This window comes from Streptomyces megasporus (assembly GCF_000718985.1).
In the GTDB taxonomy this organism is placed as follows: Bacteria; Actinomycetota; Actinomycetes; order Streptomycetales; family Streptomycetaceae; genus Streptomyces; species Streptomyces megasporus.
In genome coordinates, this window is sequence record NZ_JODL01000004.1 from 99,874 (window position 1) to 123,150 (window position 23,277).

Sequence of the window (23,277 nt, forward strand, 5' to 3'; positions counted from 1 at the left end):
CCGGTGCGATCGGAGGGTTGCCGTGCCGAACCGTGACAGGGTCTCCACCGTCGGTGGCCGGGACGACGCCGTGCGCCACCCGATCTTCGCCCGCTACTACGCCCGTCTCGCCCCGGCGTTGGACGTCCGGGCGGGCATCGGGGCCCACCGTGCCGAGTTGCTGGCCGGGCTGTCCGGCCGGGTGGTCGAGGTCGGGGCGGGCAGTGGGCTGAACTTCTCCCGCTACCCGGCCGGTGTCCGCGAGGTGGTGGCCGTCGAACCGGAGCCCCGTCTGCGGCGGGTCGCGACGGACGCCGCGCGGGAGGCCGCCGTCCCGGTCTCCGTGGTGCCGGGGGTGGCGGAGGCGCTGCCCGCGGCCGACGGGGAGTTCGACGCGGCCGTGGTGTCGCTGGTGCTGTGCTCCGTGCGGGACCCCGATCGCGCGCTGGCGGAGCTGCGGCGGGTGCTGCGGCCGGGTGGCGAGTTGCGCTTCTACGAGCACATCCGGTCCGAGGGGGCCGCGGGGTTCCTGCTCCAGCGGACGCTGGACCGCACGGTGTGGCCGCGCCTCTTCGGCGGCTGCCACACCGGCCGGGACACGGTCGCCGCGATCGGGGCGGCGGGTTTCGTCTCCGTCTCCCTTCGGCGGCTGCGCGTGCCGGAGGGCGGCGTGCCGACCCCGGTCTCGGCCCATGTCCTGGGCAGCGCGCGGCGTCCGTGACACGTGCGCCGGCGAGGGGCGGGCGGCCCGTCCGTGTTCGGCGCATCGGCGCAGGGGGGTCCGTGGCCGGGCCGCTCGGTGGATGCACCGCCGCGCACCGGGTACGGCAGTGGTGACGGCTCCCGTCGGAGGGGCCGTCCGTCCTGACCGGGAGGGTGCGGTGTCCACACAGGCGGAGAAGACGCGCGAGGCGCCCGAGGGCGGGCGGCCGGCCGCCCGTGCCCGTTCGCTGACCAAGACGTACGGCAGTGGCGAGGCGGCCGTGGTGGCGCTGGACTCGGTGGACGTCGACATCGCCGCCGGCCGGTTCACGGCGGTGATGGGCCCCTCCGGCTCGGGCAAGTCGACGCTGATGCACTGCCTGGCCGGGCTGGACTCGGTCACCGACGGGCGGGTGTGGGTGGGCGACACGGAGGTCACCGGGCTCGACGACCGCAGGCTCACACGGCTGCGGCGGGACGAGATCGGCTTCGTCTTCCAGTCGTTCAACCTGCTGCCCACCCTGACGGCGCTGGAGAACATCACCCTGCCCATGGACATCGCGGGCCGCCGGCCCGAGCCGGGGTGGCTGGACACGGTGATCGACGCGCTCCGCCTCCACGACCGGCTGGAGCACCGGCCCACACAGCTCTCCGGCGGTCAGCAGCAGCGCGTGGCCATCGCCCGCGCGCTGGCCTCCCGGCCCAGGCTGATCTTCGCCGACGAGCCGACCGGAAACCTCGACTCGCGCTCCGGTCTGCACCTGCTGGAGTTCCTGCGCCGGGCCGTGGACGAGTTGGGGCAGACGGTGGTGATGGTGACCCACGACCCCGTTGCCGCCGCCCACTCCGACCTGGTGCTCTTCCTCGCGGACGGCCGGATCGTCGACGAGATGTCCGAACCCACCGCCGGGGCCGTCCTGGAGCGCATGAAGCGGTTCGACACCGTACGGCAGCCCTGAGCGACACCTTCCCGACGTCCTCCGACACCGCCGGACCCGCCCGCCTCACATCCGGAAGAACCAGAGAAGAACCAGAAAGTCCGGAAGATTCGGTAAGTTCGGGAATCCGAACCCCGAGAGTCCCGAGAGCGCGGAGGAGGAACCTTGGCGAGACCGTTCCGTTTCGGTGTCAACCTCGTCACCCCCGAATCCGGCGACGGGTGGCGCGCGAAGTGCCGCCGCGCCGAGGCGTTGGGTTACGACGTGCTGCTCGTGCCCGACCATCTCGGCACGTTCGCCCCGTTCCCGGCGCTGGTCGCCGCGGCCGAGGCGACCGAGCGTCCCCGGGTGGGAACCTTCGTCCTCAACGCGGGCTTCTGGAACCCGGCCCTCCTCGCCCGGGAGGTCGCCACCTGCGACCGGCTCACCGGCGGGCGGCTGGAGCTGGGCCTGGGCACCGGGTACGTGCGGTCCGAGCACGAGCGGGCCGGACTCCCCTGGGGCTCCCCGGGCGAGCGGGTGGACCGCCTGGAGCACACCGTCGCCGAACTGGAGCGTCTGCTGACCGACCCCGAACACGCCCCGGCGGCCGAGCAGCGCCCCCGGCCGCCCCTGCTGATCGGCGGCAACGGCGACCGGGTGCTGCGGCTGGCCGCCCGCCACGCCGACATCGCCGCCTTCACCGGGGCGCGGCAGGCGCCCGGAGCACCGGACGGCGCCCTCCACCTGGTCTCCCCCGCCGAGCTGGAGGAGCGGGTGGCCTCCTACCGGCGCTCCGCCGCGGGGCGGCGGGAGCCCGCGGAGCTGAACTACCTCGTCCAGCGGGTGGAGGCCACCCGCGACCGACGCGCGGTGGCCCGCGAACTGGCCCCGTACGCCCCGGGCATGACGGAGGACGACATCCTGGAACACCCTGCCCTGCTCACCGGCGGTGTCAAGGAGATCGCGGAGCAGGTGCGCGCCCACCGCGAGCGGTACGGCTTCACCTACATCTGCGTCCTCGAACCCTGGATGGAGGCGTTCGGGCCGGTGATCGAGGAGTTGCGGAGCGGCTGATGCCCGCATGGTGAAACTCCCCGCGCACGGTGTGCGACCGCTGGTGGGATGCCCGTATGGACGATCTTTCACACGGCTTTGGGGTCCGGATTCGCACCGCGACGGCGGCGGACGTCGACGCCGTCCTGGCCTTCTGGAAGGACGCCGCCAAGGGGACGAGCGTCAGCGACGACCGCGCGGGCGTGGCGCGGCTGATCGAGCGGGACCCGGACGCGCTGCTGCTGGCCGAGTCGGACGGAGGACGGTCGGAGCCGGTGCTCATCGGCTCGGTGATCGCCGGCTTCGACGGCTGGCGCTGCCATCTGTACCGGCTCGCGGTCCGTCCGACGCACCGCCGTCGCGGGGTGGCCTCGGCCCTGCTGAGGGCGGCCGAGGAGCGGTTCGTCGCGCTGGGCGGACGGCGCGGCGACGCGATGGTGCTCGACGACAACGCGCCGGCCCACCGGGCGTGGCGTGCCGCGGGCTACGCGCCGCAGCCGCGGTGGAGCCGGTGGGTGAAACCGCTGGACTGAAAGGGACGGTCGTGGGGAACCGGGTGGGGAAACGGCCGTCCGCCCGCGGTGGACGGCCCCGGCCACGCTGAGGAAAGGGGTGTGAACGTCCGCCCATGGGCGAGCCTCCCGGCAGCGGATTCTTCGGCCCCCACCGCCGAGCGGACCTCTCCGTCCGGCCCGGCCATGGGACGGGGGTGACCCGATGATCGAAGTCCTCCTCCTGCTCCTGGCCCTGCTGCTGACCCTCGCCTGTTCCGTGTTCGTCGCGGCGGAGTTCTCCCTGACCACCGTCGAGCGCAGTGAACTGGAACGGGCCGTCGAACGCGGTGAACCGGGCGCCGACAGCGCGCTGCGGGCGGTGCGGTCGCTCACCTTCCAGCTCTCCGGCGCCCAGCTCGGCATCACCGTGACCGGCCTGATCATCGGCATGCTCGCCGAACCGTCGATCGCCCGGCTGCTCAGCGGCCCGCTGCGGGCGGTCGGACTGCCCGCCGCGGCGGCGTCCTCGACGGCGCTGGTGCTGGGCACCGCGATGTCCACCGTGCTGCTGATGGTCGTCGGCGAGCTGGTGCCGAAGAACTGGGCGATCTCCCGTCCGCTGGCGGTCGCCCGCAAGGTCGCCGTCGCCCAGCGCGCCTTCAGCACCGCCTTCCGTCCGCTGATCACCCACCTGAACAACACCGCCAACCGGGTGCTGCACCGGCTCGGTCTGGAACCCACCGAGGAGCTGGCCTCGGCCCGCTCCCCCCAGGAACTGGTGGCGCTCGCCCGCCACTCGGCGAAGGAGGGCGCGCTGGAGGCGGACACCGCCGAACTGTTCGTCCGCACCATCCACCTCTCCGAGCTGACGGCGCAGAGCGTGATGACGCCCCGGGTCCAGGTGACGGCCCTGGAGGAGCACGCCACCGCCGAGGACGTGGTCAACGTCTCGCGGGCGACCGGCCTGTCCCACTTCCCGGTGTACCGCGACAGCCTCGACACCGTGGTCGGCATCGCCCACGTCAAGGACGTGATCGCCGTCCCCGCCGACCGCCGTCCCCGGCATCCGATCACCGAGCTGCTGCGCGAGCCGGTGCTCGTGCCGGAGTCGCTGACCGTGGACCGCCTGCTGGACCGCCTGTCCGGCAGGAACGGCATCGCGGTGGTGATCGACGAGTACGGCGGCACGGCCGGTGTCGTCACCCTGGAGGACATCATCGAGGAGGTCGTGGGCGAGGTCCGCGACGAGCACGACCCGCTCCAGACGCCCGAGCTGGTCCCGGCGGGCGAGGACGAGGAGGGCCGCACGCTCTACGACGCCGACGGCGCGGCCCGCGTCGACCAGTTGGAGAACATCGGCCTGCGCGCCCCGGAGGGCCCGTACGACACCCTGGCCGGGCTGATCGCCACCGAGCTGGGCCGGATTCCCGTCGCCGGCGACGCCCTCGACATCGCCGGCTGGCGCCTGGACGTCGTGGACGCGACCGGGCGGCGGGCCGCCGGTGTGCGCCTGACCGCGCCCCCGGAGCCGGAGGGCGACACCTACGGCGCCGACCGGTACCACGGCGGCGGACGCCACCACGGCCCCGACGTCGTCGGCGCCGCCATCGACGACGACGGTGAGGGGGAGATGCGCCGGTGACCGCCGTCCAACTGCTGATCGGCCTGCTGACGCTGGTCGCCAACGCCTTCTTCGTGGGCGCCGAGTTCGCGATGATCTCCGTGCGCCGCAGCCAGATCGAGCCGCTCGCCGAGCGGGGCGAGAAACGGGCGCGCGGCGTGGTGTGGGGGCTGGAGCACGTGTCGGCCCTGATGGCCGCCGCGCAACTGGGCATCACGCTCTCCACGCTGGTGCTGGGCGTGGTCGCCGAGCCCGCGATCGCGCACCTGCTGGAGCCCCTCTTCCACCTCGTGGGCGTTCCCGAGGGCCTGATCCATCCGATCTCCTTCGTCATCGCGCTGGCCCTGGCGACCTACCTGCACATGCTGTTCGGCGAGATGGTGCCGAAGAACATCGCGCTGGCGGCCCCCGAACGCACCGCGCTGCTGCTCGGGCCGCCGCTGGTGGCCCTCACCCGGACCCTGCGGCCGGCGATCTTCGGCATCAACGCCCTCGCCAACGCCCTGCTGCGCCTGCTGCGGGTGGAGCCCAAGGACGAGGTGTCCTCGACCTACTCCGACGACGAGCTGGCCCGCCTCGTGGCGGACTCCAGCGAAGCCGGGCTGCTGGACGAGCGCGCCACGGAGCGGCTGCGCGACGCGCTGGAGCTGGGCCGTCGCCCGGTGGTCGAGGTCGTACGGCCCTCCGAGCGGGTCGTCTCCGCCCGGTTCGGGATCACCCCCGAAGACCTGGAGAAGCTCTCCGCGCGCAGCGGCTTCTCCCGCTTCCCGGTGGTGGACAACGGCGGTCGGGCGCTGGGTTACCTGCACGTCAAGGACGCGCTCGACGCCTCGCCGCGCGATGTGCCGTTCCCCGTCGCGGCCCTGCGGCCGATCGCCCGGGTGCGGGCGACGACCCCCCTGGACGACGTGCTGGGCGCGATGCGCGACAGCGGCACCCACCTCGCGGCGGTGATCGGGACCGACGGCCGGACGGTCGGACTGGTCACCATGGAGGACGTGCTGCGCGAACTGGTGGGTCGCTGACCACTTCCACCCGCGTCGCCGGCATGGGCCGACACGGCCGATCGCGCAGCGAGCCGCGCGGGACGCCATACCAGCCGGTCGGTTACGATGGCCCACGCCATGGACAGCACATCCACCTCTCCCGCCCCACCGGTCATCACCAGTTTCGTCGCCCTGGGGGACTCCTTCACCGAGGGCATGTCCGACCTGCTGCCGGACGGCGGTTACCGGGGCTGGGCCGACCTGCTCGCCGGCCGTCTCGCCGAGCGCGTCGACGGCTTCCGGTACGCCAACCTCGCGGTGCGCGGCAAGCTGATCGGACAGATCGTCGAGGAGCAGGTGGACGTCGCCGCCTCCATGGGCGCGGATCTGGTGACGCTGGTCGGCGGCCTCAACGACGTCCTGCGCCCGAAGTGCGACATGGACCGGGTGTGCGGGCTGCTGGAACGGTCCGTCGCCAAGCTCGCCCCGAACTGCGGGCGGCTGGTGCTGATGCGCAGTCCGGGCCGGCGCGGACCGGTCCTGGAGCGCTACCGGTCGCGGATGGAGCACCTGTTCTCCTTCATCGACGCCCTGGCCGAGGAGCACGGGGCCCTGGTGGTGGACCTGTACGGCTGTGCGGCGCTGAGCGATCCGCGGCTGTGGGCGGACGACCGGCTGCACCTCACCACCGAGGGGCACCGGCGGGTGGCCGAGGCCGTCTGGCAGCGGCTCGGGTACCCGGCCGAGTCGGACTGGCGGGCGGACCTGCCGCCCGCGGTCCTCCCGAAGTGGTACGCGCGGCGCGTCGAGGACCTTCGCTTCACCCACCGACACCTGCTCCCCTGGATCGGGCGGCGCCTGACCGGGCGCTCCTCCGGCGACGGGCTCCCGCCCAAGCGGCCCGACCTGGCGCCCCTGGTCCCGGCCGTGGACCGGGAGCGGTACCCGGCGCCGGACCTGACGCCTCCGGCCCCCGATCACACCCCGTAGAATCCCCGGGTGTGACCGACAAGCCGCGCATCCCGAACGTCCTGGCCCACCGTTACGCCTCGGCGGAACTGGCCCGCCTGTGGTCCCCCGAGCACAAGGTGGTGCTGGAGAGGCGACTGTGGCTGGCCGTGCTGCGGGCCCAGAAGGATCTGGGCGTGGAGGTGCCGGACGGGGCCCTGGCCGACTACGGGCGGGTGCTGGAGGACGTCGACCTCGCCTCGATCGCCGAGCGCGAGAAGGTCACCCGCCACGACGTGAAGGCGCGGATCGAGGAGTTCAACGCGCTGGCCGGGCACGAGCACGTGCACAAGGGCATGACCTCCCGGGACCTGACCGAGAACGTCGAGCAGCTCCAGATCCGGCTCTCGCTGGAGCTGGTGCGCGACCGCGCCGTCGCCACCCTGGCCCGGCTGGGCCGGCTGGCCGCCGAGCACTCCGAGCTGGTGATGGCCGGGCGTTCCCACAACGTCGCCGCGCAGGCCACGACGTTGGGCAAGCGCTTCGCGACCGCCGCCGACGAACTGCTGGTGGCGTACGCCCGGCTGGAGGAGCTGCTGACGCGCTACCCGCTGCGCGGCGTCAAGGGACCGGTGGGCACCTCCCAGGACATGCTGGACCTGCTGGGCGGGGACACGGGGAAGCTGGCCGAGCTGGAACGGCGGATCGCCTCGCACCTCGGCTTCGGGCACGCCCTCACCTCCGTCGGCCAGGTCTACCCGCGCTCGCTGGACTACGAGGTGGTGACCACGCTGGTGCAGCTGGCCGCGGCGCCCTCCTCCCTGGCCAAGACGATCCGGCTGATGGCCGGCCACGAGCTGGTGACCGAGGGCTTCAAGCCGGGTCAGGTCGGCTCCTCGGCGATGCCGCACAAGATGAACACCCGCTCCTGCGAGCGCGTCAACGGCTTCGCCGTCATCCTGCGCGGCCACGCCTCGATGGTCGGCGAGCTGGCGGGCGACCAGTGGAACGAGGGCGACGTCTCCTGCTCGGTGGTGCGCCGCGTCGCCCTGCCGGACGCCTTCTTCGCCCTCGACGGCCTGCTGGAGACCTTCCTGACGGTGCTGGACGAGTTCGGCGCGTTCCCGGCGGTCGTGGCCCGCGAGCTGGACCGCTACCTGCCGTTCCTGGCCACCACCAAGGTGCTGATGGGCGCGGTGCGGGCCGGGGTGGGCCGGGAGACGGCCCACGAGGCCATCAAGGAGCACGCGGTCGCCTCCGCCCTGGCGCTGCGCGAGGGCGCCGAGCGCAACGAACTGCTGGACCGGCTGGCCGCCGACGAGCGCATCCCGCTGGACCGGGGGAAGTTGGACGGACTGCTGGCCGACCGGCTGTCCTTCACCGGGGCGGCCGGCGACCAGGTCGCCTCGGTGGTGGCCCGGATCGAGGAGATCGCCAAGCGCCACCCGGAGGCCGCCGCCTACACCCCGGGCGCGATCCTCTGACCGACCCGTCCGACTGACACGGGCCCTCCCGGGAAGGAGAAACCCGCGAGCGACAGCCGGGAGGGCCATGACGGAGAACACGGTGTCGGGGACGAACGGGTCCGGGGCGAGCGGCCCCGGAAGGAGCATGTCCGGCGACGAGATGGAGGAGCTGCGCTCCCGTACCGTCCCGGATGTGGTGGCCGAGGGGCTGCGGGTGCTGTTCTGCGGGATCAACCCCGGTCTGACGACCGCCCGGCTAGGCCACCACTTCGCCCATCCGGGCAACCGCTTCTGGCCGGTGCTGCACGCCTCCGGGTTCACCCCGCGGCGGCTGAAACCCTCCGAACAGCGCGAACTGTTGGAGTACGGCCTGGGCATCACCAACATCTCCCCCCGCCCCACCGCCCGCGCCGACGAGCTGACCGCCGAGGAGTTCCGCGAGGGCGGGCGCGTGCTGATCGAGAAGGTGGCACGGCTGCGACCGGCCTGGCTGGCGGTGGTCGGGGTGACCGCCTACCGGGCGGCCTTCGGCGACCGGAAGGCACGGATCGGCCCGCAGGAGGCGGCGATCGGCGACACCCGGGTCTGGGTGCTGCCCAACCCCAGCGGACTCAACGCCCACTGGACGCTGGAGACGATGGCCGACGAGTACGGCCGGCTGCGGGCCGCCGCGTTCGACCCGCAGCGGTGAGGGACGCCGCGCCGGTCGGCGGAGCACCGCCCGGCGGAGTGCCGTCCGGACGCCGGACGCCGGACGCGGCCCGGGCCTCGGAGCCCGCATGGCCTCCCGGACCGGCCCGTCCCCGTCGGCGTGAGGGTCCGGCACCCCGGCGGTGACCACCGGCCACGAGCCGGGACGCGCCACACCGGGCCCACACCTCGGCCACCCCGGGCACCCGGGCACCCCGGATGACGGCCGCCCCACCGAGCTCCCCCACCGCTCGCCGCGCCGACGCCCGCCGGATACCATCCGCCCACTGATGTGCACCTACCGGGAGGCGAACGTTGGGGCGGCTCACCGGCAGGGATCCCTCCCTGCTGCGCAGGATCAACTCCACGGTCGTCCTGCGGGCGCTGCGCGCCGCCGACGGCCCACCGACGCTGTCCGACCTGGCCCAGGTCACGGAACTGTCCAGGCCGACGGTCGAGGGCGTGGTGGAGCAACTGGTCGCGGCCGGGCTGGTGGCCGAGGCGTCCGGCGGCCCCGAGGACGTCCGACGGCAGGGTCGGCCGGCCCGCCGGTTCCGTTTCCGGTCCGAGGCCGGTCATCTGCTCGGCATCGAGATCGGCCCGCACCGGGTCGCGGCCGTCCTGGCCGACCTGTCCGGCCGCCGACTGGGCGCGGTCGGGCGGGAGGTGTCCGACCGCGCTCCGGCCGAGGAGCGGCTGGAGCGGGTGCGCGGCGCGGTGGCCGACCTGCTGCGCACCTGCGGGACACCGCGCAGCACCCTGCGGGCGGTGGGCGTGGGGACCCCCGGCATCGTGGAGGCCGGCGGCACGGTACGGCTGTGCACCGCGCTGCCGGGCTGGACCGGGCTGCCGCTGGGCGAACGACTGCGGCGTTCCTTCCGGTGCCCGGTGCTGGTGGAGAACGACGCGAACGCCGCCGCGCTGGCCGAGCACTGGAAGGGCGCGGCCGTCGGCGCCGAGGACGTGGTGTTCGTCCTGGCGGGGCTGAGTCCGGGCGCCGGCTCGCTGATCGGCGGACGGCTGCACCGAGGGTTCGGCGGCGCGGCCGGGGAGATCGGCGCGCTGCACCTGTTGGGGCGCGAGGCCACCCCGGAGCACCTGCTGTCGACGACCGGCGAACCGCTCCACCCGCTGGACGAGGCGGCGGTGGCCGAGGTCTTCGCCCTCGCCCGTGAGGGGGACGAGCGGGCTCGGCGGGCCATGGACCGGTTCATCCGCCGGTTGGTGCACGACGTGGCGGCGCTGGTGCTGGCCCTCGACCCCGAGCTGGTGGTCGTCGGCGGCTGGGCCACCGGGCTGGACGGCGTACTGGAGCCGCTCCGCCGGGAGTTGGAGCGTTACTGCCTGCGGCCGCCGCGGGTCGAGCTCTCCCGGCTCGGCGGGGACGCCATCGCGACCGGTGCGCTGCGGCTGGCGCTCGACCACGTCGAGGAGGAGCTGTTCACCGTGGAGGGCGCCGAAGCCCTCTGACGCGAGCTCCGCCACCGGCTCTCCGCCACGAGCCCTCCGACGCGCGGAACGGGTGGGGGCGCCCCGGATTTTCCGGGGCGCCCCCACCCGTCGACCGTCGGGCCGTCAGCTCGCCATCAGGGAGAGCCCGCCGGTGTCCCCGAAGGTCAGCCGGCAGGTGTCGGCGCGGTAGGTGGAGATCGCGACCGCCGCGGTGCCGCCCGCGGCGAGGTAGCGGGTGGTGACGACGAGGACGGGCGCGCCGGGCAGGCGGTCGAGCCGCTTGGCGTCCTCGGCACGGGCGGAGCCCAGCTCCACGGCCCGCTCCTGGCCGCCCAGTTCGAGGCGGTTCAGCTCACGGAGGACGGCTCGGCCGCGGGCGGCGCCCGCGTCGGTCTCGATGCCCGACATCCCCGGCACGGAGGCGGCCGGGACGTACAGCAGCTCGGTGGCGACCGGCTGGCCGTGGACCGTCCGGACGCGGTGGACGGTGTACACCTTCCCGTCGGCGTCCGTGCCGAGCGCCCTGGCCACCGCGGCGGGGGGCACGCTCTCCTCGCACCCCTCGGTCTGCCAGGCGTCTCCCGAGGCTCCGGGCCAGGCGTGCTGGGCGGGGTTCACCTCGACACCGACGCGCGGCGGGGCGACGGTGGTGCCGACCCCGCGGCGGCGCTGGAGGCGACCTTCCAACTCCAGTTGCTCCAGGGCCTGGCGGAGCGTGGCCCTGGCGACACCGAAGCGCGCGGCCAGCTCCCGCTCGTTCGGCAGGATCTCCCCGACTTCGAACTCCGAGTCAAGAGCGTTCGACAGCACGGTCTTGAGGTGCCAGTACTTCGGCTCCGGCACCGTCTCCAGTCGCGTGGTCCCCACCCTTGCCTCCGCAGTCGCCGTGTTCCGTCGATTTACGCGCGCTTGTTTTTTAAAGGTTGTTTCGTATGCCGACCTTAAGGATCCTTAACCACTTGGTCAAGACCAATAGGATCGCCCGCGTGCCGTCCCGGACCGACCGGGTCGGGCCCGGTCGACAAGCGGAGGAGAGCGCACATGGCCCAGCGGGACACGGAACGGCAGGTCACGATCGTCACCGGCGGCAGCCGGGGCATCGGGGCGGCGATCGCCCGACGCCTGGCGCGGGCCGGGCACGATGTCGCCATCGGCTACGAGCGGTCGAGGGACGCCGCCGACGCCACGGTGGAGGCGGTGCGGGCCGAGGGCCGGGAGGCGATCGCCGTCCGGCTGGACACCAGCGTGGAGAGCGAGGTCGACGCGCTCTTCGAGGAGACGACGCGGCGGTTGGGACCGCTCACGGGCGCGGTCCTCAACGCCGGGATCACCGGGCCGCTGGGCCGCTTCACCGAGACCTCCACCGAGGTGATGCGCCGGGTGGTGGACGTCAACGTCATGGGGACGCTGCTGTGCGCGCGGCGTGCGGCGCTGGAGATGTCCGCACGGCACGGCGGGAGCGGCGGCGCCATCGTCACGATCTCCTCGTGCGCGGCCACGCTCGGCAGTCCGGGCGAGTACGTCCACTACGCGGCGACCAAGGCGGCACTGGACGCCATGACGGTCGGCCTGGCCAAGGAGTTGGGGCCGGAGGGGGTGCGGGTGAACTCCGTGCAACCCGGCACGGTCCTCACCGACATGCACGCCACGATGGGTGACCCGCGGCGACCGTGGCGCAAGGCCGAGATCACCCCCCTGGGCCGTCCCGGGGAGCCGGAGGAGGTGGCCGGCGCGGTCGCCTGGCTGCTGTCGCCGGAGGCGTCGTACACCACGGGCGCGGTGCTGCGGGTCAGCGGCGGGCTCTGACCTCGCCTCGCCCGCCCCCCTCCCGCCCGTCCGCTCGACCACGGCCCGACGGGCGGGGACACGACGACCGAGAGTGAGCGAAGGTTGCCCGGAACACCTCCCTTGACTACTCTGAGTAGTATTGTGATGACCGTGTGAGGTGAACAGGTGTGAACTCCCCGACTCTCGACGACACCGCGGCCCCGCCGGCCGACCACAGACTCCCCGAGCCCACGCCGGAGAGGCGGATCGACCACGCCGAGGCGGTGCGCTCGGTCGTCGACGGCACCGTCTCCCCCCTGGCGGCCGACATCGACCGGCTGGGGCGCTTCCCCCGCGCGGGCGTCGACGCGCTCGCCGCGTCGGGCCTGCTGGGGCTGGTCAGCGCCCCGGAGGTCGGCGGGCTCGGTCGGGGCCTGTCCGCGGCGGCGCACGTGGTGGAGCGGCTGGCCGCGAGCTGCGGATCGACCGCCATGGTCGTGATGATGCACTACGCGGCCACCACCCTGATCGAGGCCCACGGCCCCGAGGAGGTGCGCCGGGCGATCGCGCAGGGCGAGCACCTGACCACCCTGGCCTTCTCCGAGAAGGGCTCCCGCAGCCACTTCTGGGCCCCGGTCGGCACCGCGCGGCACGACGGTCGAGACGGCGGGACGGTCGCCCTGAACGCCGACAAGAGTTGGGTCACCTCCGCCGGCGAGGCCGACAGCTACGTGTGGTCCAGCCTCCCCCTGGAGGGCGAGGGGGCCATGACGCTGTGGCTGGTGCCGAGCACGGCCGAGGGCCTGCGGGTGGCCGGGGGGTTCGACGGTCTGGGGCTGCGGGGCAACGCCTCCAGCCCCGTCTCCGCCCGGAACGTCCGCATTCCCCGCGACGCGATGCTGGGCGCCGACGGCGCCGGCCTGGACCTCGCCCTGGCGACGGCGCTGCCGGCTTTCCTGGTGCTCAACGCGGCGGTCTCCCTGGGGTTGATGGACTCCGCCCTGGAGCAGGCCGGGACTCATCTGGTCACCACCAGACTGGAGCACCTGGGGCGCTCGTTGGCGCAGCAGCCCGTTCCCCGGGCGCGGTACGCCGAGTTGCGCACCCGGGTGGACGGGGTGCGCGCCTTCCTGACGGACACCCTCCGGGCACTGGAGACGGGCCGCGCGGACGCCACGTTGCGGGTCCTGCAGGTGAAGGCGGTGGCCGCCGAGGCGGCCTGCGAGGTGACCGACGGCGCGATGCGGCTGTGCGGAGGGGCCGCCTTCCGACGGGAGACGGGGGTGGAGCGCCGTTTCAGGGACGCGATGGCGGCACGGGTGATGGCCCCGACCTCCGAGGCGCTCCACGACTTCGTCGGCCGTGCGGGGCTCGGTCTCCCCCTGTTCGACGCCCCGTCCCGTCCCGCCGAGGAGGTCCGCGCATGACGCTGCTGATGGGCGCGGTGGCCTACGACCCGAAGACCGTCACCATCTGGACGGGTTTCCGCGCGTGGCTGCGCGGTCGTGGGCTTCCCTTCGACTTCGTCCTCCACTCCACCTACGAGCGCCAGGTGGAGGAGCTGTTGGAGGGCCGGTCGCACGCCGCCTGGAACTCGCCGTTGGCCTGGGTGCGGGCCTCCAGGATGGCGAGGGCACGGGGGCGGCGGGTCCGTCCGCTGGTGATGAGGGACACCGACCTCGACCTCACCTCCGTCGTCCTCGTCCGGCACGACTCGCCCCACACCACTCCGCTGGATCTGAAGGACGGCGTGGTGGCCGTCGGCGCGGTCGACTCGCCGCAGGCCACCCTCCTGCCGCTCTCCCTGTTGCGCCGGGCGGGCCTGCGTCCCGGCGAGGACGTCGCGGTGCGCCGGTTCGACATCGGCACCGGGCTCCACGGCGACCACGTCGGCGGGGAACGGGAGGCGGTGCGCGCCCTGGTGGCGGGCGAGGTGGACGCGGCGTGCGTCCTGGACGGCAACCACCTGCTGTTCGCCCAGGAGGGGACGCTCCCGCCGGGCGGCACCCGGGTGCTGGCCCAGTCGGCGCCCTACGACCACTGCAACATGACGGTGGTCGACACCGCTCCCTCGGAGCTCGTCGAGGAGTTCGCGCGGCTGTTGCTGTCGATGTCCGCCGCCGACCCCGAGGTGCGTCCGCTGCTGGATCTCGAAGGGTTGACGGAGTGGCGGCCGGGGCGCACCACCGGTTACGCGCTGCTGGAGGCCGCGGTCGACGAGGCGGGCTTCTACGACTCCGCCGGGAGGATCACCGCCCGGGAGTACGAGCCGTGACCGCTCCGCCCCCTCCCGTCCTCCACCTGGGAGGGCTGGGGTTCGAGCGGGGCGCCCACCTGCTGGTGCAGCGCGCCCTGCGCGCGCTGCGGCCGGGCGAGGAGCTCGGCGTGGCGGGCGAGGACCCGGCGCTCTCCGTCCATCTGCGGGCGTGGTGCCGCGGGCACGGTCACCGGGTGCGGGCGCCGGGGCCCGGGGAGGGCGGCGTGCGGGAGTGGGTCGTCCGGGGGCGCTTCGACCTCGACCGCTGGTCCGACGCCGAGCGGGCGGGGGAGGCCGGGCCGGGCCGGGTGCTGGCGAGGCCCTCGCCCGCCTGGGGGCTGGCGGCGCGTGGCGCCCTGGTCGAGAGCGGGGGGCCGGCGGGGCCCTTCGACCTGGCGGACCGGGAGCACGTCTGGGCGGACGTCGCCCCCTCCCTCTACGCCCGCGCCGCCGCGGAACAGTGGGACCCGGCCTCGGCGGTCGACTGGGACACCCCCTTCGAGTTGCCCGAGGAGATCGAGCGGGCCGTCGTCCAGGTGATGACCTACCTGGTGGAGAACGAGCAGGCCGCCCTCGTCGTCCCCGCCCGGCTGCTGGCCCGGATCCACCCGCACTTCCGGGAGGTGCTCCAACTGCTGGCCGTCCAGGCCGCGGACGAGGCCCGGCACATGGAGGTCTTCACCCGCCGCGCCCTCCTGAGGGGCGGCGCGTTGGGCACCTCCTCCGCCGGGGGACGACAGTCCCTGGACACGCTGCTCACCGAGGCGGACTTCTCGCTGGCCTCGTTCCTCCTGTCGGTGCTCGGCGAAGGCAGCTTCCTGAACCTCCTGGGCTTCCTGGAGCGACACGCCCCGGACCCGATCACCCGCCGGATCACCGGCCTGGCGCGGCGCGACGAGGCCCGGCACGTCGCCTTCGGGGTCGCCCACCTCCACCACCGCGCCACCCTCGACCCCGCCTTCCGCGCCCGGCTCCGCGCCGCCGTCGAGCGCCGTCACGACGCGCTCGTGGACACCGCCGGGCTGAACCAGGACGTCTTCGACGCCCTGGTGGTCCTGGCCGCCGGGGAGTGGACGCCCGAGGCCGTGGCGCGCGGGTACGACGCGGTCGTGAGGCTCCGGGCCGAGATGGACGAGGGCCGGCAGCGCCGGCTGGTCCACCTGGGATTCCCCCCGGACGAGGCCGCCGAGCTGTCCGCGCTGCACACCCGCAACTTCATGTGACGCACGTGCCGCGAGGGCGTGGAGCGCCGGCCGCCCGCGGCCGTCACCGCGCCAGGTGGGCGATCTTCTCCGGGTTGGAGACGATGTAGACGGAGCGGACGAGCCCGTCGGCCGCCTCCAGCGCGAAGACGGCGTACGGACGGCCTTCCGAGGTGACCAACAGGGCCGGTCCGCCGTTGAGTTCGAGGGGCACGAACTCCGGGTCGGGGATCGGGGTCCGCGAGATCGCGGCCAGGAAGCGGGCCACCTTGTCGGCGCCGACGATGATCCGCAGCGGCGCCTTGGCCCGGCCGCCGCCGTCGCCGACCAGGCGGGCGTCGGGGGCGAGCACGGCGAGCAGTCCGGCCAGGTCGCCCTCGACGGCGGCGGCCAGGAAGCGTTCGGTCAGCCTCCGCCGCTGCTCGGGGTCGACCTCGAAGCGCGGGGTGCGTTCGGCGACGTGCCGGCGGGCGCGCGCGGCGAGCTGCCGCACCGCGGCCTCGCTCCGGTCCAGGGTCTCGGCGATCTCGCCGTAGGGCAGGCCGAAGGCCTCGCGCAGGACGAACACCGCTCTCTCCAGGGGCGAGAGGGACTCCAGGACGACCAGCACGGCCAGGGAGACGGACTCGGCGAGCATCACGCGCTCGGCGCCGTCCGTGACGGTGTGCTCGACGGTGTGCTCGACGTCGGTGGCCAGCGGCTCGGGCAGCCACGGCCCGACGTACGCCTCGCGCCGGGAGGCGATCTGCCGCAGGCGGTCGACGGCCAGGCGGGTGGTGGTCCGCACCAGGTAGGCGCGAGGTGCGCGGACGGCCGCGCGGTCGGCCGCGGACCAGCGCAGCCACGCCTCCTGCACCACGTCCTCGGCGTCGGCCACCCGGCCCAGCATGCGGTAGGCCACCCCGAGCAGGAGCGGCCGGTGCTCCTCGAAGACGTCGACGCCGTCGGGGTCCGTACCGGACGCGGCGCCGGTCGCGCTGTCGTTCACGGGGGGATCATCCCATCCGGTCCGGCCGGGCGCGTCCGAGCGGCTTCGGACGGTCCGACGCCCGCCCTTCCCTCCGAAGGCCCGCTGCTGACATTGTGTCCACGCGCATGGTGTCCACGCGCACGCGACCGACCGCCCGATGTTCCCAGGAGGGTTCCATGACCCCAGCGGCTTCCTTCGCCCGCGTCGAGCCCGCCGACCACCCCGCGTTCACCATCGCGTACGAGCGGCACGGCTCCGGCGAGCCCGTGGTCCTGCTGCACGGCATCGGCCACCACCGGCAGGCGTGGCAGCCGGTGACCGACATCCTGGCGGCCTCGCACGAGGTCATCGCCCTGGACCTGCCCGGTTTCGGCGAATCGCCCGCGCTGCCGGACGGTCTGCCGCACGACCACCTCACGGTGGTGCCGCTGCTGGCCGCGTTCTTCGCCGAACTCGGCCTGGACCGCCCGCACGTGGTGGGCAACTCCCTCGGCGGTCTGCTCGCCCTGGAACTGGGCCGCCGCGGCCACGCCCGCTCGGTGACGGCCTTCTCCCCCGCCGGCTTCTGGACCGAGCTCGAACGGCGTTACGCCTTCGCCGTCCTGACCGGGATGCGGGCGGGCGCCCGGCTGCTGCCCCAGCCGGTGGTCGAGCAGATGGCCCGCAACGCGATCGGCCGGGCCGCGCTGACCGGCACCATCTACGCCCGTCCCGCCCGCCGTTCGCCCCACGCCGTGGTCGCCGAGACCCGCGCGCTGCGCGAGGCGCCCGGTTTCGAGGCGACGTTGGCGGCCGGCCTGGCGGGCGACGAGGAGGCGTACACCGCGGACGTCCCGGACATCCCCGTCACCATCGCCTGGGGCACGCGGGACCGGCTGTTGCCGCGTCGGCAGGGCGTCCGGGCCAAGCACGCGGTGCCCGGCGCCCGGCTGGTGCGGCTGCCGGACTGCGGGCACGTGCCGATGAACGACGATCCGGCGCTGGTGGCGCGGGTCGTCCTGGACACCGTGCGCTGACGGCCCACCCGCCGGCCCCGGGCGCCCGCGGGGGGCGGCGCGCACCGCCGTCGCCCCCGGACGGCGCAGGGCGAGGTACCTCGGCGTTCACCCGGAACAGGTGTCCACGCGGCGGGGCGGTTCCCCGCTGTTCTCCTCGTGTGATCACCATGAACGGCCATACGATCCGCTCCCTCGAACTCAGGAGGTTCGTCCATGGCACGAGCAGACGCGTCCGGGCACCCGGCACCCGACCGGCGCGCGGTCCTGCGCGGCTCGCTGGTGGCCTCGGCGGCGCTGGCGCTGCCGGGCCTGACGGCGGGGACTGCGGTGGGCGCCCCCGTGCGGACGGGCGCCGCGCCCGCGCAACTGCTGTCGGGACGGCCGCGGGCCGACTGGGGGGTGCAGGCGGGTGACGTGACGGCCGGCTCCGCCCTGGTGTGGGTGCGCTCGGACCGCCCGGCCCGGATGTGGGTGGAGACCTCCGCCACGGAGTCCTTCCGCAACCCCCGGCGGCTGCGCGGCCCGCTCCTCGGTCCCGGCACCGACTTCACCGGGACGACCGCGCTCCACGGGCTGCCGCCCGGCCGGCAGGTGCACTACCGGGTGGTGCTGACCGACCCGGACGACCCCCGCCGCACGAGCGAGCCGGTGTACGGCGCCTTCCGCACCGCCCCGTCCCGGCGCCGGGACGGGGTGCGGTTCCTCTGGTCGGGCGACCTGGCCGGACAGGGCTGGGGCATCAACCCCGACCGGGGCGGCTACCCGATCTTCGACGAGATGGCCCGGCTGGACCCGGACTTCTTCCTCTTCAGCGGGGACACCGTCTACGCCGACGGGCCGCTGACGGAGACCGTCGAACTGCCCGACGGCGGGCTCTGGCGCAACGTCGTCACCGAGGAGAAGGCGAAGGTCGCCGAGACCCTCGCGGAGTACCGGGGGAACTTCCGCTACAACCTGATGGCGGAGTCCCTGCGGCGGTTCAACGCCCGGGTGCCCTCGATCGTGCAGTGGGACGACCACGAGGTGGTCAACAACTGGTATCCGGGCGAGATCCTGACCGACGAGCGCTACACCGAGCGGCGCGCGGACGTGTTGGCGGCACGGGCGCGGCAGGCGTTCGGCGAGTACTTCCCCCTCTCCTCCCTCCACCGGAACGGCGAGGGACGCATCCACCGGGTGGTGCGCCACGGCCCGCTGCTGGACGTCTTCGTGCTGGACATGCGCACCCACCGGGGCGCCAACTCCCCCGGCCTGGAGACCTCCGACCCGCAAGGCGTCCTGGGTGCCGAACAACTCGCCTGGTTGAAGCGTGAGTTGGCGCGCTCGCGCGCGGTGTGGAAGGTGATCGCCTCGGACATGCCGCTGGGCCTGATCGTCCCCGACGGCGAGAACGTCGAGGCGGTGGCGCAGGGCGATCCGGGCGCGCCGCTGGGGCGGGAGTTGCAGATCGCCGAACTGCTGCGGTTCGTCAAGCACCGGCGGATCACGGGAACGGTGTGGCTGACCGCCGACGTGCACCACACCTCGGCCCAGCACTACTCCCCGGAGCGCGCGGCGTTCAAGGACTTCGCGCCCTTCTGGGAGTTCGTCTCCGGTCCGTTGAACGCGGGCGCCTTCCCCGCGAGCTCGCTGGACGGCACGTTCGGCCCGGAGCGGGTCTTCGTCAAGGCCCCCGAGCGGGGGAACGTCGCGCCGAGCGAGGGCTACCAGTTCTACGGTCAGGTGGACATCGACGGTGACAGCGGCGAGTTGACGGTGCGGCTGCGCGAGGAGGGCGGCGCGGTGCTGTTCACCAGGACGCTGCGCCCCGGCCTGGTGGGGCAGTAGTCGCAGGCGCGCGCCGTGGGACGCCTACGCTGGCGTCCATGAGCGAGCACCAGGGCCCCTCGGCCGGTTTGACGTACGCCGAGGTGGGGGCGACCCGCGAGGGGCGCTTCCCACCCGGCTTCGGGCGGCTGCGGGTCCGCACCCGGATCGGTTCGGGCCCCGGCGTCTTCGAGACCGCCGCCGACGCCGTGCTGAGCTGGCGGATGCACCGGGGCATGGGGGTGGAGATCACCGCGGACGCGCCGCGCGCCGAGCCGGGCGTGCGCGTGGTGGTGGGGCTGGGCGTCGGTCGGTTGCGGCTGCGGGCCCCGTGCCGGGTGGTGTGGTCCGAGGACGGCGGGCGCCGGGCCGGTTTCGGCTACGGGACGCTGCCGGGGCATCCGGAGCACGGCGAGGAGGCGTTCGTCGTGGAGCGGGCGGAGGACGGGGCGGTGTGGCTGGAGGTGCGGGCGTTCAGCCGGCCCGCGCTGTGGTGGACGCGGGCCGCGGGCCCGCTCGTCCCGCTGTTCCAGCGGCTGTACGGCCGGTGGTGCGGAGTGACGCTGCGGCGACTGGTCCGGTGATGCCGGAAGGACGCCGGACGGACGACAGAAGGGCGACAGAAAGACAATAGAAAGGCGGCACAAGACGGCAGAACGGGCATCTTTCCCGGAAGTCTCCCGGAAGGCCCTTTAACCCATCGGACACAGATCGTTCGTGGCCAGGCAACACCGGTCGGCGAGAGTGACGGCATGACCGAATCCTCCGCACACCGCGCGGCGACCCGCACGAGGCGCCGCCGCGGGACCCACGGCTCCCACCACTGGCGGCACGACCTGGTCGAGCTGGCCGCGCTGTTCACCGCCGTGACCGTGGCGGACGGCGTCGCGAAGACGGTGGCGCACGGGCCGGACGGCCCCGTCCTGCTGATCCTGTCGGCCGCCGCCCTGCTGCTCACCGCCGGAATCCACACCTGGTGGGCGCGGCGCCGTCACCATCCGCCGCCCGATCCCGAACGACCCGAACCGCCCACGGCCGGGCAGGCCGGAACAGCGGAGGCCGTGGACGGCGCGCACCCCGAGGAGGGGCGGTCGACGCTGTGGCGACTGCGCACCACCGTGCCGGAGAAGCCCGGCTCGCTCGCCGCGTTGTGCGCCGCGCTGGCGGAGCACCGGGTGGACGTGCTCAGTCTCCAGACCCACCCCTTGGGCGAGGTGACGGTGGACGAGTTCCTGCTGCGGGCTCCCCTGTCGCTGGAGCCCGGGGAGCTGACCCGGGCGGTGGCCACGGCGGGCGGCCGGGACACCTGGCTGGAGCGGGCCGACGCCCACGACCTGGCGGACGTCCCCACCCGGGTGCTGGGGCTGGCCACCCGCACCGCCCTGGACACCGCCGAACTTCCCCTGGCGCTACGGCAGTTGCTGGGACGCTGCACGATCCGCTCGGTGCCCGCGCACCTGTCCGACGGTGGGACGGACGGAAGGCCGGTCCCGGAGGACGGCCTCCTGGAGGAGACGGTCCTGCGGCTGCGCGACCCGCGCGGCGGCACGCTCGTCGTCGAACGTCCCCACCTGCCCTTCACCCCCACCGAGTTCGCCCGGGCGCGCGCCCTGGTGGAGTTGGACACCCGTCTGGACGCGGTCTCCCCCTCGACGGGGGCGGGCGCGAGGATGCCGCGCCACCACGAGACGCTCACCCTCCCGGAGGGGAACGAGATCACCGTGCGGCGGGCGGGCCCGTCCGACCTGGAAGCCGCCAGGGCGATGCACCGACGGTGCTCGGCACGGACGCTCTCCGCCCGCTACCACGGTCCGGTGAAGGACGCCGACCGCTACCTGAACCACCTGCTCGGCCCGCGCTTCGGCCGCACCCTGGCCGCCGAGACGGCCACGGGGAAGCTGGTGGCGCTCGGCCACCTGCTGTGGGACGGGGACGAGTCCGAGGTGGCCCTCCTCGTCGAGGACGTCTGGCAGCGTCGCGGCATCGGCGCCGAACTGCTGCGCCGCCTGGTGGACATGGCCGTCGAGGCGAGTTGCGAGAGCGTCTACGCCGTGACGCGGGCCGACAACACCGGCATGGTGTCGGCGATGCGCGGCCTGGGGCTGCCGCTGGACTACCAGGTCGAGGAGGGCACTCTCGTCATCACCGCCCGGCTCGCTCCGCTTCCCGCTCCCGCGGAGACGACGGGTGGGCAGGGCGGGCAGGGCGGGCACCGAGCCCCGTGACGCCGTCCTCGGCGCCGCTCGACGCGGCGCCCGGAGCGGCGCCGAGGGCGGTGTCCAGGTCGCGCCACAGGTCCTCGACGTCCTCCAACCCGACCGACATCCGCAGCAGCTTCTCGCCGATTCCGCCGGTGCGGCGGTCGTCCTCGTCGACGATGCGGTGGCTGATGGACCCGGGGTGCTGGATGAGGGTGTCCACGCTGCCCAGGCTGACCGCCGGGGTGATCAGCCGGACTCCGGCGATCACCGCGTGCGGGTCGCCGTGCACCTCGAAGGAGACCATGGCGCCGCCCAGCCTCGGATAGTGGACGCGGGCGACGCGCGGGTCGTCCGCCAGGCGCCGGGCCAGCTCGGCGGCCGTGGCCGACTGTTCCTTCATCCGCACCGGCAGCGTGGACAGGCCCCGCAGCAGCAGGTAGCCGGCGAGCGGGTGGAGGACGCCGCCGGTGGCGAACCGTATCCGCCGCAGCCCGCGCGCCGTCTCCTCGTCACAGGCGACGACGCCGCCGAGGACGTCGCCGTGGCCCCCCAGGTACTTGGTGGCGCTGTGCAGCACGATCCGGGCGCCCTGTTCGAGCGGGCGCTGCAGGATGGGGGTGGCGAAGGTGTTGTCGACCAGCAGCGGCACCGAACCGCAAGAGTGCGCCACGGCCTTCAGGTCGATTTCGGCCAGTGTGGGGTTGGCCGGTGTCTCCACCATCACCAGCCCGGTGTCGGGCCGGAGGGCGCTCGCGATTCCGGCCGGGTCCGTCCAGGTCACCTCGGTGCCCAGCAGGCCGGTGGTGAGCAGGTGGTCGCTGCACCCGTACAGGGGGCGCACCGCCACGACGTGGCGCAGCCCCTGCGAGGCCCGCAGCAGCAGGACGGCGCTCAGGGCCGCCATCCCGCTGGCGAAGGCGACGGCCGCCTCGGCGCCCTCCAGCCTGGCCAGGGCCGTCTCGAAGCGCGCCACGGTGGGGTTGTCGAGCCGGGCGTAGACCGGGGGCCCCTCCAGCCGGGCTCCGGTGGCGGCGAACTCGTCCAGCCGGGCCGCCTCGGCCCGGCTGTCACGGGACGGATAGGTGGTGGACAGGTCCAGGGGGGCGGCGTGCAGGCCGAGGGCGGCGAGGTCCTCGCGCCCGGCGTGCACGGCCTCGGTGGCCCGCGCGCGGGTGGGCGCCGGCGGTGTCGTGTCCATGCTGTCCATGTTCATGGGGCGATGCTGAACAGTTACCGGCGTGTAGCGGGAAATGTCCGTGCTACGTTCGGCGAATGCCCGATTCCGTCGCTCTTGATTCGGTCGATCTGGAGATTCTGCGCCTTCTGCAGAACGACGCCCGGACGACCTACCGCGACCTCGCCGCGGCCGTCGGCGTCGCTCCCTCGACCTGCCTGGACCGCGTATCACGGCTCCGCCGCGGCGGGGTAATCCTCGGTCATGCCCTCCGCATGGATCCGGCCAAAGTCGGGAGGCCCCTGGAAGCCCTCCTTTCGGTCCAAGTCCGGCCACACAGAAGGGAGTTGATCGGTCCTTTCGTGGAGCGGGTGCGGGCTCTGCCCGAGTCCCGGGCCCTGTTCCACCTGACCGGCCCCGACGACTACCTGGTCCACGTGGCGGTCGCCGGCACCGCCGATCTCCAGCGGCTGGTGCTGGACGAGTTCACCTCGCGCCGGGAGGTGGCCCGGGTCGAGACGCGGCTTATCTTCCAGCAGTGGACGTGCGGACCGCTGCTGCCGCCCGTGCCGCAGGCGTGAACCGCCGACG

Annotated in this window: 22 protein-coding genes; 19 read left to right on the forward strand and 3 right to left on the reverse strand. The window is 74.0% G+C overall.

From position 1 onward, the window contains the following. Window positions 1-22 precede the first annotated feature (22 nt). The 10 genes from IF47_RS0105250 to IF47_RS0105295 all read left to right on the forward strand — a co-directional run bounded on the left by IF47_RS0105250 (window position 23) and on the right by IF47_RS0105295 (window position 10,329). A complete protein-coding gene (locus tag IF47_RS0105250; RefSeq protein WP_031507003.1) occupies window positions 23-700 on the forward strand; it encodes a class I SAM-dependent methyltransferase in 678 nt (225 codons plus the stop codon). A gap of 160 nt (window positions 701-860) precedes the next feature. Then, window positions 861-1,640, forward strand: coding sequence for an ABC transporter ATP-binding protein (locus tag IF47_RS0105255; RefSeq protein ID WP_031507004.1), 780 nt, complete (start codon window positions 861-863; stop codon window positions 1,638-1,640). Window positions 1,641-1,784: 144 nt separating this feature from the next. Beyond that, entirely contained in the window at window positions 1,785-2,675 is an 891-nt protein-coding gene (locus IF47_RS0105260; RefSeq protein WP_031507005.1) for an LLM class F420-dependent oxidoreductase, read from the forward strand. Window positions 2,676-2,731: 56 nt separating this feature from the next. Further along, the gene (locus tag IF47_RS0105265) at window positions 2,732-3,187 is read left to right on the forward strand and encodes a GNAT family N-acetyltransferase (RefSeq protein WP_031507007.1); all 456 of its coding nucleotides are present in this window, start codon (window positions 2,732-2,734) and stop codon (window positions 3,185-3,187) included. A gap of 184 nt (window positions 3,188-3,371) precedes the next feature. After that, on the forward strand, window positions 3,372-4,790 hold the full coding sequence (locus tag IF47_RS0105270) for a hemolysin family protein (RefSeq protein WP_078591579.1): 1,419 nt from the start codon (window positions 3,372-3,374) through the stop codon (window positions 4,788-4,790). Beyond that, window positions 4,787-5,794 carry a hemolysin family protein gene (locus tag IF47_RS0105275; RefSeq protein WP_031507009.1) on the forward strand — a complete coding sequence of 336 codons (1,008 nt, stop codon included), beginning with the start codon at window positions 4,787-4,789 and terminating at the stop codon, window positions 5,792-5,794. Before IF47_RS0105270 ends, IF47_RS0105275 begins: the two co-directional genes overlap by 4 nt. Window positions 5,795-5,893: 99 nt before the next feature. Next, the gene (locus IF47_RS0105280; protein ID WP_078591599.1) at window positions 5,894-6,745 is read left to right on the forward strand and encodes an SGNH/GDSL hydrolase family protein; all 852 of its coding nucleotides are present in this window, start codon (window positions 5,894-5,896) and stop codon (window positions 6,743-6,745) included. Between the two features lie 11 nt (window positions 6,746-6,756). Beyond that, on the forward strand, window positions 6,757-8,187 hold the full coding sequence (gene purB / locus IF47_RS0105285) for an adenylosuccinate lyase (RefSeq protein ID WP_031507012.1): 1,431 nt from the start codon (window positions 6,757-6,759) through the stop codon (window positions 8,185-8,187). Window positions 8,188-8,314: 127 nt separating this feature from the next. Then, entirely contained in the window at window positions 8,315-8,860 is a 546-nt protein-coding gene (gene mug, locus IF47_RS0105290) for a G/U mismatch-specific DNA glycosylase (protein ID WP_031507014.1), read from the forward strand. Window positions 8,861-9,174: 314 nt separating this feature from the next. Beyond that, window positions 9,175-10,329: an ROK family transcriptional regulator gene (locus IF47_RS0105295; RefSeq protein ID WP_031507016.1), complete on the forward strand. Its 1,155-nt coding sequence runs from the start codon at window positions 9,175-9,177 to the stop codon at window positions 10,327-10,329. 105 nt (window positions 10,330-10,434) lie between these two features. On the opposite strand, the gene IF47_RS0105300 is transcribed toward IF47_RS0105295, so the two are convergent. Next, entirely contained in the window at window positions 10,435-11,178 is a 744-nt protein-coding gene (locus IF47_RS0105300) for a GntR family transcriptional regulator (protein WP_031507017.1), read from the reverse strand. A 174-nt stretch (window positions 11,179-11,352) separates the two neighbouring features. Here IF47_RS0105300 and IF47_RS0105305 point away from each other — a divergent pair, with 174 nt between their 5' ends. The 4 genes from IF47_RS0105305 to IF47_RS0105320 all read left to right on the forward strand — a co-directional run bounded on the left by IF47_RS0105305 (window position 11,353) and on the right by IF47_RS0105320 (window position 15,558). After that, window positions 11,353-12,117, forward strand: a complete 765-nt coding sequence (locus IF47_RS0105305; protein WP_031507018.1) for an SDR family oxidoreductase — start codon at window positions 11,353-11,355, stop codon at window positions 12,115-12,117. 149 nt (window positions 12,118-12,266) lie between these two features. Continuing rightward, entirely contained in the window at window positions 12,267-13,505 is a 1,239-nt protein-coding gene (locus IF47_RS0105310; RefSeq protein WP_245641003.1) for an acyl-CoA dehydrogenase family protein, read from the forward strand. Further along, window positions 13,502-14,353 carry a phosphate/phosphite/phosphonate ABC transporter substrate-binding protein gene (locus tag IF47_RS0105315; RefSeq protein ID WP_031507021.1) on the forward strand — a complete coding sequence of 284 codons (852 nt, stop codon included), beginning with the start codon at window positions 13,502-13,504 and terminating at the stop codon, window positions 14,351-14,353. Before IF47_RS0105310 ends, IF47_RS0105315 begins: the two co-directional genes overlap by 4 nt. Then, a complete protein-coding gene (locus tag IF47_RS0105320) occupies window positions 14,350-15,558 on the forward strand; it encodes a ferritin-like domain-containing protein (RefSeq protein ID WP_031507022.1) in 1,209 nt (402 codons plus the stop codon). The genes IF47_RS0105315 and IF47_RS0105320 overlap by 4 nt, the downstream gene beginning before the upstream one ends. A gap of 43 nt (window positions 15,559-15,601) precedes the next feature. On the opposite strand, the gene IF47_RS0105325 is transcribed toward IF47_RS0105320, so the two are convergent. Next, a complete protein-coding gene (locus tag IF47_RS0105325; RefSeq protein WP_037731989.1) occupies window positions 15,602-16,525 on the reverse strand; it encodes an RNA polymerase sigma-70 factor in 924 nt (307 codons plus the stop codon). 158 nt (window positions 16,526-16,683) lie between these two features. Between IF47_RS0105325 and IF47_RS0105330 the strand changes: the two genes are divergently transcribed. From IF47_RS0105330 to IF47_RS0105345, 4 genes are all read left to right on the forward strand, one after another. Then, window positions 16,684-17,523 (forward strand): alpha/beta fold hydrolase, encoded by an 840-nt coding sequence (locus IF47_RS0105330; RefSeq protein ID WP_031507025.1) that lies wholly within the window; start codon window positions 16,684-16,686, stop codon window positions 17,521-17,523. Window positions 17,524-17,718: 195 nt separating this feature from the next. Next, entirely contained in the window at window positions 17,719-19,332 is a 1,614-nt protein-coding gene (locus tag IF47_RS0105335; protein WP_031507026.1) for an alkaline phosphatase D family protein, read from the forward strand. Window positions 19,333-19,370: 38 nt separating this feature from the next. Next, complete coding sequence (locus IF47_RS0105340) at window positions 19,371-19,895, forward strand: DUF1990 domain-containing protein (RefSeq protein WP_031507027.1); 525 nt, start codon at window positions 19,371-19,373, stop codon at window positions 19,893-19,895. A 168-nt stretch (window positions 19,896-20,063) separates the two neighbouring features. After that, window positions 20,064-21,536, forward strand: a complete 1,473-nt coding sequence (locus tag IF47_RS0105345) for a GNAT family N-acetyltransferase (RefSeq protein WP_051717038.1) — start codon at window positions 20,064-20,066, stop codon at window positions 21,534-21,536. Here the strand turns inward: IF47_RS0105345 and IF47_RS0105350 are convergent. Beyond that, window positions 21,454-22,719 carry a trans-sulfuration enzyme family protein gene (locus IF47_RS0105350; RefSeq protein ID WP_031507030.1) on the reverse strand — a complete coding sequence of 422 codons (1,266 nt, stop codon included), beginning with the start codon at window positions 22,717-22,719 and terminating at the stop codon, window positions 21,454-21,456. The genes IF47_RS0105345 and IF47_RS0105350 overlap by 83 nt on opposite strands. A gap of 65 nt (window positions 22,720-22,784) precedes the next feature. Between IF47_RS0105350 and IF47_RS0105355 the strand changes: the two genes are divergently transcribed. After that, complete coding sequence (locus IF47_RS0105355) at window positions 22,785-23,267, forward strand: Lrp/AsnC family transcriptional regulator (protein ID WP_031507031.1); 483 nt, start codon at window positions 22,785-22,787, stop codon at window positions 23,265-23,267. Window positions 23,268-23,277 lie beyond the last annotated feature (10 nt).